Genomic DNA, 13235 nt, shown 5'->3' on the forward strand with positions numbered 1-13235 from the left:
ATCTGACCGGAGGGTTCGATGGGTTCGCTAAGCCGTCGCCGCGGGCTGCGCAGGAAGGCCGGCCGGGGCGGGGGCGGTTGGCGCGGAGGCCGGCGTGCCGCAGGCGTGGCAGAAACGCGAGAAGGCGCTCTTGCGCGCGGCGCACTGGCCGCAGTGCTCAAACAGACAGATGCCGCAGTGGGGGCAGTAGTCGATGGCGGCGTTGTTGAGATCCACCACCCGCTCGCAGCCCGGGCAGACGCCCTTGGCGAGCCGCGCCAGCGCCACATCGTAGGCCAGCTCCTGGCGACGCTCGGCGTCGGGGCGCGCCTCGGCGAGCTTCTGCCTTTCGAGGTAGCGATTGAGGGCCAGGATGGCCTGGCGGCCGACCACCACGGTCACCACAACCCCCACTGCGTGGCGCACGTAGCCGCCATAATCAGGCAGATAAGGTACCAATTCGACGAAGAAGGCGAACAGCGCGAAGAACACGAAACCCCACACGAAGGGCCACCAGGTGCTCTTGCGCTGCCTGGCAAACAGCCAGCCCGCCGCAACAAGGAGCGGCAGGGTCAACGCCAGCCGGTAGAGAAAGACCCGCAGCTCCTGCCGGCGCAGCCCCTCGTCCAGTTCATCGGCGGCATCGCGCTCGAGCGCCTGCAGCTCACGCAGCGCGCGCGCCTCGACCTGCTTCGCATCGAGCGCGGACTGCTGATGGGTTTCGACCGCGGCCAGGGCCCGACGCTCGGCGGCCTTGAGGGCGTCGAGCGCGGCGGTGCGGCGGATCAGCTCGGCGTCCTGTGCCGGCAATTGGGTCGCCCGCCGGGTCGCCAGCCAGTTGTCGAAGGTCTCGCGGGCGCTGGCGGCATCGGCGCGCTGGGCGTTCAGCTTGAGCCGGGTCTGGTCCAGCGCCTCGTCGGCCGCAAGGCGGGCCTTGCGGGCTGTGTCGATGGTCGCGCGGGCCTTGGCGGCCGCCGGTTTGTCGATGAAATCCTCGAGTTCAAGGGTCTGCTCGACCTGGGGCAGGTTGCGCACGACGGTGCCGCCCAGCCCGATCAGGAAGCTGGCGAACACGAAGGCCACCAGCCACAGGCCGAAGCGGAACCATTTTTCGGAAAGTCGCAAAGCCTTGCTCACGGAGCCTCCTCAAACACAAAACGATGCAGATTATCGCGCACTCCCTGCGAAAGGCCGCCTCAGCGGCCCCGCCACGCCGCCAACCCGGTGAGCCCCAGCGCCGCCGCCAGCAGCGCGAGCGCCACCAGCGGGTCGCCCAGGGCCTGCGGCGCCAGCACCAGGCACAGGCCGAGCCCCAGCATCATCAGCCCCGACAGCAGCTTGAGCAGCCGCCCCTCCCGCTCGCCGAGCCGGCGGGCGCCCATCGTGCGGACGAACACCAGCACGATCGCCGCGAGCGGCAGCACGTAGATCAGGTTGTAGAGCGCCAGCCAGCCGTACTGCATGGCCCGATCGGGCACCTGCAGGCTGAGCAGGCGCGTATAGACCATCGGGAAGCCCGCCGTACACAGCAGTTCGTAGAAGTTGGCGGCAACGCCCAGAAACACCGTCGCCGCCAGCATGGCCGGCAGGCGGTCGGCCTTCAGGATGGCCCGCGCCCGCTGGAAGATGTCGGCCTTGCCAGCCTCGGGGATGGACAGCGACAGCCCTTTGCGGAAGGCCACGAAATCCTTCACGTTGATCACGCCGATGACGAGGGCGACGCCGCCGGCCGCCGCCGTCACCCACGGCAGCCCGCCGACCACCAGAAACAGCCCCAGCCAGGCCGCCATGAAGGCGAAGTACATCAGCCCCGAGATGGCCACGAAGAGCATCCCGATCAGCAGCATGCGCCGCCGGTCACGCTGATGCACCAGCAGCGACAGCAAGAACAGCAGTACGAAGAACGCACACGGGTTGAAGGCGTCCATGCCCGCCACCAGCAGGGTCAGCACCGGCAGCGAGAGGCGGGCGGCGTCCACCTCGCCGAGCAGGGGCAGGCGCAGCGCCGGGGCGGCCACCGGCGGGCGCTGTCCGCCGCGACACGCCTCCAGGGCCTCCAGCAGCCGCGCGGCGCTGCCGCCCCCGGCATCCCAGCCGACCTCCATGCGGCCGCAGTAGAACAGGGCCGGCACGGCCAGCGCCTCCTCGCCCAGCTCGGCCGCCATCGCCTCGTAGCGCTCGCCGTGGGCCGGGTCGGCGCCGAGCTCGAGGTCGTGGAGCACGATCCACGGGTGGGCCGCCGCCAGCGCCTGGATCTGCGGCCTGGCCGCCAGACAGTGGGGGCAGCTGGCCGACCAGAACAGGTACACCGGCACCTCCGGCCCCTGCGCCTCCTCCCCGCCCTGCCCCGCTCCGGCCGCTGGCAGCACCAGCCCGAGCAGGGCCAGCAGCAGCCCCAGGAAACGCCCTATCGCAGACATCCGTGCCTCCCTTCGGCAACTCGAAACCCAGCTTCAATATAGGCGGCTCCGCGCCCATCGCCGCTGCGCTGCATCAAACAAAACCGGGTGCCGCGCACAAGCACCCCGCGGCGATTCCATAGGCATTCACCGAAACCCTCCGGAATTGACACAAATCACCAATCTCCCCCTTCTTACAAAGGCTTATGGGCCTCTAGAATCGCACCTGTGATTTGGCCGTGAGTCATCGCGCGAAGAAAACGTCGAGCATGGAGAGACCCGAACCCGCCTTCCGGGCACCCGCAAGGCTTGGCCGATCCGGTGCAATCGAAGCCGACCTGGCCTGGCTGGAGATGCACCTCGCCCGCCAGCCCCAGGATCTCCGCAGCCACTCCCGGCGCGTGCTGCTGGCGCGCCGCAGCGGCAACCGGGAGGCGATCTACGGGGCCCTGGTCGATCTGTTCATCGCCCTTGCCGGGCGCGGCGTCGGGCTCAAGTCGGCCCTGCTGTCGCAAACCGCAATGCAGCTCGGCCCGCCCGAGCGACTCTGTCTGGCTCGCCATCTGGCCAGCGGCCTGCGTGCCGACCAGAGCATCGAGCCCCACCCGCGCCGCTCGGTTCTCAGCCACGGCCTGATAGGCAAGCCCAGCCCCGAGCTTTCGGGAGAAAGTCCATGATGACCGCCCACAACACGCTGCGCCTTTGCCACTCGGGCATGGACAAGCGCTCGCTGTACGCCTTCGAGCTGTTCCTGTCGCGGGTCGGCCCCAACGCCTGCCAGATCAGCGACGAAGAATCCGCCGACGTGGCCTTCATCGACCTCGACAACGAACTCGGCCCCTACCTGCTTGAAGGCCACCGCCTGCTCTACCCCGCGCGGCCCTTGATCGTCAGCACCCGCCGGCCGCCGACGGGCGCCGACCCGCTGACCCTCGAAGTCGCCAAGCCGGTCGGGCTGTCGGCCTTCTCGGCCGCGCTCGAGCAGGTCCGCCAGCTGCTGCCCGCCGGCGAGGCTGCCGCCCCCGCCGAGCCCTCCCTCCCCGCCGAGCCCGCCCTCCCCGCAGCGCCGCCGGCCCTCGACAGCCGCCAGCCCAGCGCCGACCCGATCAGCCTGCTGCGCCAGATCGAAGAGCGCCTGTCCACCTTCTATGTGGGCTCGATGCCCGACGTGGACCTCGACGACCTGGCCGCCCGCGGCGCCATCTACTACACGCCGGAGCACTTCCTGCAGGGCGTCATCGCCCGGGCCATCGCCCACGCCCGGGAGATCCAGCGCCCGGTGCGCATCGACGACCCCAACGGCGCCGCGCTCTACCTCGACCCGCGCAGCGGCCTGGCCTACCAGGCCCGCAGCGCCAACGCCCTGCGCGCCCTCGCCCAGCTGCCCACCCGCGGCACGGTCAGCCTGCACCGCGTCGAGACCCACGACGCGCCGGCCCTCGAAAACCTGGCCGGGCGGCCCTTCGAGGCCCTCGAATGGGACATCGCCCTGTGGGCCTCCCGCGGCCGCGTGCCCGTCGGCACCCACCTGGACCACCCGGTGCGCCTGCTGGCCTGGCCCAACCTCACGCGCCTGGCGGTGCCCCCCGAAGCGATGCGCATCGCCGGCCTGTGGTCGAAGGGCGGCATCAGCCTGCGCGACACCGTGCGCCTGCTCGGCGTGCCCCAGCGCTACGTGTTCGCCTTCTACAGCGCCTGCCTGGCACTGGGGCACGTGGAACAGCTCAGCACGCCCGGGGCCGTGGCGGTGGCCCGCCACAACGCCCTCGCCGTCGGCACCGCCGAGGCCGCGGCGCCCCCGACGCGCGGCCTCTTCAAGCGCCTCCTCGGCAAGCTGCTGGGCGCCCGGGTCGGCGAGGCCGCGGCCGGCTGACAGGCCTGCGATGAGCCACTACAAGATCATCTTTGCCGGCCCGGTCGGCGCCGGCAAGACCACCGCCGTCACCGCCGCCAGCGACATTCCGCCGGTGCGCACCGACACTGCCGCCTCCGACGACGTCCGCGACATCAAGCCCCAGACCACCGTCGCCCTCGACTACGGCGCGATGAAGCTGGGCGACGGCAGCACCATCCACCTCTACGGCACCCCTGGCCAGGAGCGCTTCGACTTCATGTGGGAGATCCTCACCGAGGGCGGCATCGCGCTGGTGCTGCTGATCGACAACTCCCGCGGCGACCCGCTCAAGCAGCTGCGCTTCTACCTCGGCGCCTTCAGCGGCTTCATCCGCAAGACCGCCGTCGCGGTCGGCGTCACCCACATGGACCTCCAGGCCAGCCCCAGCCTCGCCGACTACCAGGCCGAGCTCGACCGGGCCGGCCAGCCCGGCGTGCCGGTCTTCGAGGTCGACGCCCGCAGCCGGCGCGACGTGTGCCTGCTGATCGAGGCCGTCCTCAGCGTCATCGACCCCGTCGCGCGGGCCTGACCCCACGCCCCATGGCCGCGCCCGACCCGCTTTACCTGCTGCCGACCCCGGCCGGCGCCTGGATCGCCAGCGCCGAAGCCGCCGCCGACCGGCTGCGCGCCTTCATCCGGCTGCTCCTCGCCCAGCCCGTCAGCCCGCCCTGGCGCGACCCCGACGACCTCTTCGTGCGCCGCCTCGGCCAGCTCGGCTGGGTGCAGTTTCTGGCGGCGCCCCGGCGCGTCAGCCAGGCCCCCTTCGACGACGCCCTGCGCAGCTACCTGCCGGCCCTGTCGGCCAAGGGCTGCGCCCTGCTCGCCGACGCCCACGGCTTTCACCTCGCCAGCAGCGGCTTCAGCGACAGCGCCGCCGAAGCCCTGGCCGCCCTGTCGGCCGACCTCGCCAGCCTCCACGAACGCCACCGGCGCAGCCTCAACCACAACCTCGGCCTGACCGGCAGCGCCTGGGCCATGCCCGACGCCGCCGGCCACAGCCAGCTCGCCTTCTGGCCGCTCCACGTGGGCGAGCACCGCTTCGCCCTGGTCACCGCCGGCGTCCCCCACCTCAACCAGCCCGAACTGGTCGACCTCGTCTGGCTGCTCCACCAGCGCTACGGCCCCCTCGCCAGCCGCACGCAACTCAGCGTCAGCACCACCATCAGCTGACAACACGCCACACCACTGCAAGCTTCGTGCAAGGAAGCCGACAGAGAAGCGCAAGCCAGCCGGCCTAGACTGGGCGAGCCCTGTCCCTTGAGCCCTCCGGCATGCCGCTCCAGCTCCGTTCCCTGCCCGCATTACTGCTCGCGGCCCTCCTGCCGCTCACCGGACTCGCCCAGAGCCCTGCCCCCGAGCCCCTCGAGCTCGCCGCCGCCGAGCGCATCCTGCTCGACGCCAACCCGGCCATCCTGCAGGCCCGCGCCGCCCAGGCCGCCGCCCGGGCCGGCATCGACATGGCCGGTGCCCGGCCCAACCCCCAGCTCACCCTCGGCTCCACCAGCACCGACCCCGGCCGGGCCGGCACCCGTGGCTTCTGGAACAGCTGGACCGACAACACCGTGCGCGTCGACCAGCTCTTCGAACGCGGCAACAAGCGCGACCTGCGCCTCGCCGCCGCCGACCTCAACCTGTCGGCCAGCGGCGCCGACCTCACCAACACCATCCGCCTCGCCCGCATCGACCTCGCCAACGCCTGGCTCGACCTGCGCGTGGCCCGCGAGATCCGCCGCATCGCCAACGAAAACGCCGCCCTCGCCCAGCGCGCCGCCGACGCCGCCGAGGTGCGCGGCAAGGCTGGCGACCTGGCCGGTGTTGACGTAGCCCGCTTCCGGGCCGACGCCGCCCGCGTCGCCAACGACGCCCTGCAGGCCGAGCTGGCCCACACCCGCGCGCGCATCGCGCTGGCCCAGCTGCTCGGCAACCGCCTCCCCAGCGCCCAGCTCGACACCAGCGACGACTGGCCCGCCGCCGCCCCAGCCCCCGCCGGCGACACCGGCGAGCGGCCCGACCTGCTCGCCGCCCGCCAGCGCACCCAGCAGGCCAGCGCCCTGCGCGAGCTCGCCCGCGCCCAGCGCACCCGCGACGTCTCGGTGGGCATCCAGTACGAGCACGCCGCGGCCAACGCCAACAACAACTACTCCACCACGTCCTACGGCCTCAGCGTCTCGGTGCCGCTGTTCATCAATTACGACTACCGCGGCGAGATCGCCCGGAGCGAGGCCGACTACACCGCGGCCGAGCAGCAGCTCCTCGCCACCCGCGCCGCCGTCGGCAACGAGCAGGCCCGCCTGCAGGCCGAGGTCGACGCCAGCCGCGCCCGCCACGAGCGCCTGCGTGACGTGGTGCTGCCGGCTGCCGAAAAAGCCGCCCGCGGCGCCGACGTGGCGATCCAGAAGGGCGCCATGAGCCTCACCGACTACCTGGACACCCAGCGCAGCCTGCGCAGCGCCCGCATCGAAGCCACCCTGGCCCGCGCCGAACTGGCCCGCGCCGGCCTGCTCCTGCGCCTGGCCGGAGACACCCCATGAAACGCACCCCCATCGCCCTCGCCCTCATCACCGTCGCCGCCCTCGCCGGCGCCACCTGGTACCTGCAGCGCCCCGCGCCCGAGGTGGCCACCGAAGCGGTGGTCCAGAAGCCCTCCGCCGAACCCGGCGTGCTGCGCTTCCCCACCGCCGCGCCGCAGCTCGCCCAGCTCAAGGTCGAGCGCGCCGAGCTGGCCCCGGTGCCGATGGACGAACCCCTCGCCGCCCGCGTCAGCTACGACGAGAACGCCACCGCCCGGCTGTTTGCGCCGGTGGCCGGCCGGGCCGTCGAGATCCGCGCCAACCTGGGCGACAGCGTCAAGGCCGGCGACGTGCTGGCCGTCCTCGACGCCCCCGAGCTCGGCACCGCCGCCGCCGACCTGGCCAAGGCCCGCGCCGACGCGCAGCTCAAGAAAGCCGCCCTCGAGCGCATGAAGAGCCTGTTCGCCGCCGAAGTCGTGCCCCGCCGCGAGCTCGAAGCCGCCCAGGCCGACTGGCAACAAGCCCAGGCCGAAGCCGAGCGCGCCCGCCTGCGCCTCGCCAACCTCGCCCCTGGCGGCGCCAGCGAAGCCGGCAGCCAGCGCTACCTGCTGCGCGCGCCGCTCGCCGGTGTGGTCGCCGCGCGCAACATCAACCCGGCCATGGAAGTCCGCCCCGACGCCACCGAGCCGCTCTTCGTGGTCACCGACATGCGCCGCCTGTCGGTGCTGGTGGACGTGCCCGAGCGCGACCTCCCGGTAGTCACCGTCGGCAAGGCCACCCGGGTCGAAGTGTCGGCCTACCCCGAGCGCAGCTTCGAGGGCCAGGTCATCCGCGTCGCCCCGACCCTCGACCCGCAGACCCGCCGCGTGCAGGCCCGGGTGGCCGTGGACAACCGCGAGAACCTGCTCAAGCCCGAGATGTACGCCCGCGTCGCCATCCTGGCCGACGCCAAGGAAGAGCTGCCCCGCGTCCCCATCGGCGCGCTGCTGGTCGATGGCGTCAAGAACTACGTCTTCGTCGAACGCGACCCCGGCGTGTTCGAGAAGCGCGAGGTCACACTGGCGGTGCAGACCCGCAACCACGCCTACGTGTGGGCCGGCCTCAAGGCCGGCGAGAAGGTGGTCAGCGTCGGCGCCCTGCTGCTGTCCGCCGAGCTGGCGAGCAGTTCGCGCTAAGGGCCGGCCACCATGTTCGACACCCTCATCACCCTCGCCCTGCGCCAGCGGGTCTTCATCATCCTCAGCGCGCTGCTGGTGCTCGGCTACGGCATCTACGCGGTCAACCAGATCTCCATCGAGGCCTTCCCCGACGTCCAGGACGTGCAGGTGCAGGTGGTCACCCAGGCCCCCGGCCAGGCGCCCGAGGAGGTCGAGCGCACCATCTCGCTGCCCATCGAGCGCGAGATGAGCGGCGTGCCGGGCATGACCCAGCTGCGCTCGGTGTCGATCACCGGCCTGTCGGTGGTCACCCTCACCTTCAACGAGAAGACCGCCGACTACTTCGCCCGCCAGCAGGTGCTCGAACGCCTCCAGCAGGTGAGCCTGCCGCCCGGCTCGCAGCCCGCCCTGGCGCCGCTCACCACCGCCGTCGGCGAGATCTACCGCTACGTGCTCGAGGCCCCGCCCACCGCCAACCGCGAGGACATCCGCGCCGTGCAGGACTGGACGATCCGCCCGGCCCTGCGCATGGTGCCGGGCATCGCCGAGGTGGTCAGCTTCGGCGGCGCGATCCGCGAGGTGCAGGTGCGCATCGACCCCGACCGGCTGCGCCGCTACTCCGTCAGCCTCGCCGAGGTCGGCCAGGCCCTCGCCACAGCCAGCGGCAACGGCAGCGGCGGCCTGATGCGCCGGGGCGACGAAGCCCTGGTGGTGCGCACCCTCGGCCTCTTCCAGAGCCTCGACGACGTGCGCGACGTGGTGGTGGTGGCCCGCGACGGCAAGCCGGTGCGCGTCTCCGACGTGGCGGAGGTGGAGAACGGCTTCCGCCCACGCAGCGGCATCGTGGCCTTCGACCAGCACGACGACGTGGTCGAGGGCATCGTGCAGATGACCAAGGGCGGCAACGCGGCCAAGATCGTCGAGGCGCTCCGCCTCAAGGTGGACGACGTCAACGCCCACCTGCCCGAGGGCTACCGCATCCGCCCGATCTACCAGCGCACCGAGCTCATCGGCCACACCGTGGCCACCGTCGGCGAGAACCTGCTGGTGGGCGCCGGCCTGGTCACCGCGATCCTGCTGATCTTCCTGCGCAACCTGCGGGCGGCGGTCATCGTGGCGGCGATCATCCCGCTGTCCCTGTTGTTCGCCTTCATCCTGATGCACGCGATGGGCGTGTCGGCCAACCTGATCTCGCTGGGGGCGGTGGACTTCGGCGTGATCATCGACAGCGCGGTGGTGATGGTGGAGGCGCTGATGGTGCGTCTGGCCGCCGACGCCCACGCCGAACACCACGGCATCGCCTCGCCGGTGGGGCGGCGCCTGCACGCCCTCAAGCAGACCTGCGTCGAGCTCGGCTCGCCGATCATGTTCTCGAAGGCCATCATCATCGTCGCCTTCCTGCCCATCTTCACCTTCCAGCGGGTCGAGGGGCGCATCTTCACGCCGGTGGCGCTGACCCTCTCCTTCGCGCTGCTGGGCGGGCTGATCCTCACCCTCACCCTGGTGCCGACGCTGCTCTCGTACGCCCTCAACAAGCAGGACATGGCCGAGAAGGAAAGCCCCTGGCTGCACCGCCTGCAGCTGCGCTACCGGGCCCTGCTGGTCCGCCTGCAGGCGCGCCGGCGCGCCACCGTGATCGGCTCCGGCGCCTGCCTGGTGGTGGCCCTGGCGCTGGCGCCGCTGCTGGGCTCGGAGTTCCTGCCCAAGCTCGACGAGGGCAACATCTGGCTCACCATCGGCCTGCCCCAGTCGTCCGGCCTCAGCAACACCAAGAGCATCGAGCAGAAGGTGCGCGCCACCCTGCTCGAATACCCCGAGGTGAAGGCCGTGATCACCCACGTCGGCCGCCCCGACGACGGCACCGACCCGAAGGGCCCCAACAACATCGAGGTGCTGGTCGATCTGAAGCCCCACGACGAATGGCGCTTTGCCACCAAGGACGCGCTGGTCGACAGCATGTCCGGCAAGCTGGCCGCCATCCCCGGCCTGCCCACCAACTTCTCGCAGGTGATCCAGGACAGCGTCGAGGAATCCCTCTCCGGCGCCAAGGGCGAGATCGCCGTGAAGGTGTTCGGGCCCAGCCTCGACGTGCTCGAAGCCAAGGGGCGCCAGATCGCCACCGTGCTCAACCGCATCCAGGGCGCCGCCGACGTGGCCGCGCTGCCGGTGGGCGGGCAGAGCGAGGTGGACATCCGCCTGCGCCGCGACGTGCTGGCCCGTTACGACATCAACGTGACCGACGTGAACGCGATGATCCAGACCGCCCTGGGCGGCAGCGCGGTTAACGTGTTCTACGACGCCGACCGCCGCTACGACGTGACCCTGCGCTTCGACGCCCGCTTCCGCGATCAGGTGGACGACATCGCCCACCTGCCGGTAGCCCTGCCCGACGGCCGCGGCAGCATCCCGCTGGGCGACATGGCCGACGTGGAGCTGCGCCAGGGCGCCTCGCGCATCCAGCGCGAAGCCGGCAGCCGCAACGTCATCGTCAAGGCCAACCTGCGCGGCCGCGACCAGGGCAGCTTCGTCGCCGAAGCCCAGCAGAAGGTGGCCGCCGAAGTCACGCTGCCGGCCGGCTACAGCATCGCCTGGGGCGGCCAGTTCGAGAACCAGCAGCGCGCCATGGCCCGCCTCAAGCTGATCGTGCCGATCACCGCCGCGCTGATCTTCTCGCTGCTGTTCTGGGCCTTCCGCGACATCCGCCCGGCCGTGCTGGTGCTGGCGATGGTGCCCTTCACGCTGATCGGCGGCTTCGCCGGGCTGGCCCTGGCCGGCCTGCACCTGTCGGTGTCGTCGGCGGTGGGTTTCATCGCGGTGGCCGGCATCTCGGTGCAGAACGGCGTGATCATGGTCGAGCAGGTCATCGAGATCGCCCGCCGCGGCGCCACCCGCTCCGAGGCCATCCTCGACGGCGCCATGCTGCGCCTGCGCCCCATCGTGATGACCGCCCTGATGGCCGGCCTCGGCCTGCTGCCGGCGGCCCTGTCCCACGGCATCGGCTCCGAGACCCAGCGCCCCTTCGCCGTCGTCATCGTCGGCGGCATCGTCAGCGCCACCCTGTTCACCCTGCTGCTGCTGCCCGTGCTGCTATCCTACGGCGGCGCCAGGGACCCGGTAAAAGGCGAAGCCTGACCCCCTCATTTCCCACTCCCCATTACCCACTCCCCACACCCCACGCCCCCATGCGCATCCTCATCGTCGAAGACGACCCGCTCCTCGCCGACGGCGTCGCCCAGCTGCTGCGGGGCGCCGGCTACACGGCCGACTACGTCGGCAGCGCCGAGCAGGCCGAGAGCGCCCTGGCGGCCGAAAGCTTCGACCTGCTGGTGCTCGACATCGGCCTGCCGGGCATGGACGGCCTCGAGCTGCTGTCCCGCCTGCGGGCCCGCCACAAGGCCATCGGGGTGCTCATGCTCACAGCCCGCGACGCCCTCAACGAGCGCGTGCGCGGCCTCAACCTGGGCGCCGACGACTACCTCACCAAGCCCTTCGCCGCCGTCGAGCTGCTCGCCCGGGTGGGCGCCCTGGCCCGTCGCAGCCGCGGCCAGAGCAGCCTGCGCCGCGAGTTCGGCCCGCTCTCCATCGACGACGAGGCCCACCGCGCCTGGCTGCACGGCCAGCCCCTCGACCTGCCCCAGCGCGAATGGGCGATCCTCGGCTTCTTCCTCGACCACCCCGAAAAGGTGCTCAGCAAGGAGCGCATCGTCGCCGCCGTGTGCCGTTGGGACCAGGACATGAGCGTCAACGCCGTCGAAGTCTATGTGTCGCGCCTGCGCACCAAACTCGAGCCGGCGGGCATCCGCATCCGTACCATACGCGGTCTCGGCTACATGCTCGAAGACCTGCCCCATGACGCGAAGCCTGCGTAAGTCCCTCATCCTCTGGCTGCTGCTGCCCACAGCACTGGCCCTCATCACCTTCCTGCCGCTGGCCTACCACCTGGTGCACCGGCCCGCCATGGAAGCCCTCGACCAGGCCCTGGCCGACGCCAGCCTGGCCCTCGTGCCGCACCTGGAGGTGGTGGACGGCGAGCCGCGCTTCGTCTTTCCGGCCGCCGCCGAGCAGGTGCTGCGCACCGACCGGGTGGACGACATCTACTACCTCGTCCTCGGCCCCGCCGGGCGCTTCATCGCCGGCGACATCGGCCTGCCCCACGAGCCCCCGGAAGAGCAGGAGCTGCACGGTGACCGGGCCAGCTTCGACGCCCACTTCCGCAACCGCCGGGTGCGCGTCATCGCGATCCACCGCAAGATCGACGGCTCGCCCTTCATCTTCGTCACCGCCGAGACCACCCGCAAGCGCGACCAGCTGGCCGTCGACCTGGCCGTGGCGCTGATCCTGCCGCTGATCTTCTTCGCAGCCGCCACCGGCCTCACCATCTGGTATGGCATCCGCCACGCGCTGCTGCCGGTCGAGGACATCCGCCGCGCGCTGCACGGCATGGAGCACCGCGCCATGCTGCCCCTCGACACCCTCGCCGCGCCGGCCGAGATCCGCCCGCTGGTGAGCGAGTTCAACGCCGTACTCGACCGTCTGGAGCAAGCCGCCGAAGCCCAGCAGCGCTTCGTCGCCAACGCCGCCCACCAGCTGCGCACGCCGCTGGCCGGCATCCGCACCCAGCTCGAGCTGCTGCTGCGCAGCCCCGACGCCACCGACCGCGAGGCCCGCACCCGCCACTGCGTGGGCGCCCTCGAGCGCCTCGGCCACCTCATCAACCAGATGCTGGTGCTGCTGTCGGCCGAGCCCGGCGGCCGCCACGCCGGCCTCGCCGAAAGCGTCGACGTGCCCGAGCTGATCCGCGAACGCAGCCCCGAATGGATCCGCCTCGCCGAGACCCGCGGGCTCGACCTCGGCTTCGAGCTCGACCCCGCCCAGGTCATCGGCGACCGCCTGCTGCTGGGCGAGTTGATGGCCAACCTCGTCGTCAATGCCCTCAGCTACACCCCGGCCCCCGGCGAAGTCACGGTGCGCTGCCGCAGCGTCGAAGGCCGCAGCCTGATCGAGGTGGAGGACACCGGCCCCGGCATCCCGCCCGAGGCTCGCCAGCAGGTCTTCGAGCGCTTCTTCCGCCTCCCCGGCGCCAGCCAGCCGGGCAGCGGCCTCGGCCTCGCCATCGTCCGCGAGATCGCCCATGGGCTTCAGGGTGAAGTCGAGATCCTCGACCCGCCCGGCGGCCACGGCAGCCTGCTGCGGGTCACGCTGCCGGGCGGCACCGGCTGAGGCCGGCCTGCCACGGCTCGCGGCGGGGCCGTGGCCCCCGGAGATGGCGCGCGAGCATGGCAGGCCCAGACAAACT

Annotated in this window: 11 protein-coding genes; 9 read left to right on the forward strand and 2 right to left on the reverse strand. The window is 71.6% G+C overall.

The window, feature by feature from the left end:
* Positions 1-27: 27 nt before the first annotated feature.
* Complete coding sequence (locus tag ZRA01_RS06390) at positions 28-1116, reverse strand: zinc ribbon domain-containing protein (RefSeq protein WP_141350398.1); 1089 nt, start codon at positions 1114-1116, stop codon at positions 28-30.
* 59 nt (positions 1117-1175) lie between these two features.
* Entirely contained in the window at positions 1176-2399 is a 1224-nt protein-coding gene (locus ZRA01_RS06395; protein WP_141350400.1) for a hypothetical protein, read from the reverse strand.
* Between the two features lie 248 nt (positions 2400-2647).
* Between ZRA01_RS06395 and ZRA01_RS06400 the strand changes: the two genes are divergently transcribed.
* The 9 genes from ZRA01_RS06400 to ZRA01_RS06440 all read left to right on the forward strand — a co-directional run bounded on the left by ZRA01_RS06400 (position 2648) and on the right by ZRA01_RS06440 (position 13159).
* The gene (locus tag ZRA01_RS06400) at positions 2648-3055 is read left to right on the forward strand and encodes a hypothetical protein (protein ID WP_141350401.1); all 408 of its coding nucleotides are present in this window, start codon (positions 2648-2650) and stop codon (positions 3053-3055) included.
* The gene (locus tag ZRA01_RS06405; protein ID WP_141350403.1) at positions 3052-4251 is read left to right on the forward strand and encodes a hypothetical protein; all 1200 of its coding nucleotides are present in this window, start codon (positions 3052-3054) and stop codon (positions 4249-4251) included. Before ZRA01_RS06400 ends, ZRA01_RS06405 begins: the two co-directional genes overlap by 4 nt.
* A 10-nt stretch (positions 4252-4261) precedes the next feature.
* Positions 4262-4801, forward strand: coding sequence for a GTP-binding protein (locus ZRA01_RS06410; RefSeq protein ID WP_141350405.1), 540 nt, complete (start codon positions 4262-4264; stop codon positions 4799-4801).
* An 11-nt stretch (positions 4802-4812) separates the two neighbouring features.
* Positions 4813-5442, forward strand: a complete 630-nt coding sequence (locus ZRA01_RS06415) for a hypothetical protein (RefSeq protein ID WP_141350407.1) — start codon at positions 4813-4815, stop codon at positions 5440-5442.
* A 101-nt stretch (positions 5443-5543) separates the two neighbouring features.
* Positions 5544-6803 (forward strand): TolC family protein, encoded by a 1260-nt coding sequence (locus tag ZRA01_RS06420; RefSeq protein ID WP_141350409.1) that lies wholly within the window; start codon positions 5544-5546, stop codon positions 6801-6803.
* Entirely contained in the window at positions 6800-7957 is a 1158-nt protein-coding gene (locus tag ZRA01_RS06425; RefSeq protein ID WP_141350411.1) for an efflux RND transporter periplasmic adaptor subunit, read from the forward strand. Before ZRA01_RS06420 ends, ZRA01_RS06425 begins: the two co-directional genes overlap by 4 nt.
* A gap of 12 nt (positions 7958-7969) precedes the next feature.
* Positions 7970-11071 carry an efflux RND transporter permease subunit gene (locus ZRA01_RS06430; protein ID WP_141350413.1) on the forward strand — a complete coding sequence of 1034 codons (3102 nt, stop codon included), beginning with the start codon at positions 7970-7972 and terminating at the stop codon, positions 11069-11071.
* 50 nt (positions 11072-11121) lie between these two features.
* Positions 11122-11808, forward strand: coding sequence for a response regulator transcription factor (locus ZRA01_RS06435; RefSeq protein WP_141350414.1), 687 nt, complete (start codon positions 11122-11124; stop codon positions 11806-11808).
* Positions 11789-13159, forward strand: coding sequence for a sensor histidine kinase (locus ZRA01_RS06440; protein WP_170182912.1), 1371 nt, complete (start codon positions 11789-11791; stop codon positions 13157-13159). The genes ZRA01_RS06435 and ZRA01_RS06440 overlap by 20 nt, the downstream gene beginning before the upstream one ends.
* Positions 13160-13235 lie beyond the last annotated feature (76 nt).

The sequence above is a fragment of the Zoogloea ramigera genome (assembly GCF_006539865.1).
Lineage (GTDB): Bacteria > Pseudomonadota > Gammaproteobacteria > Burkholderiales > Rhodocyclaceae > Zoogloea > Zoogloea ramigera.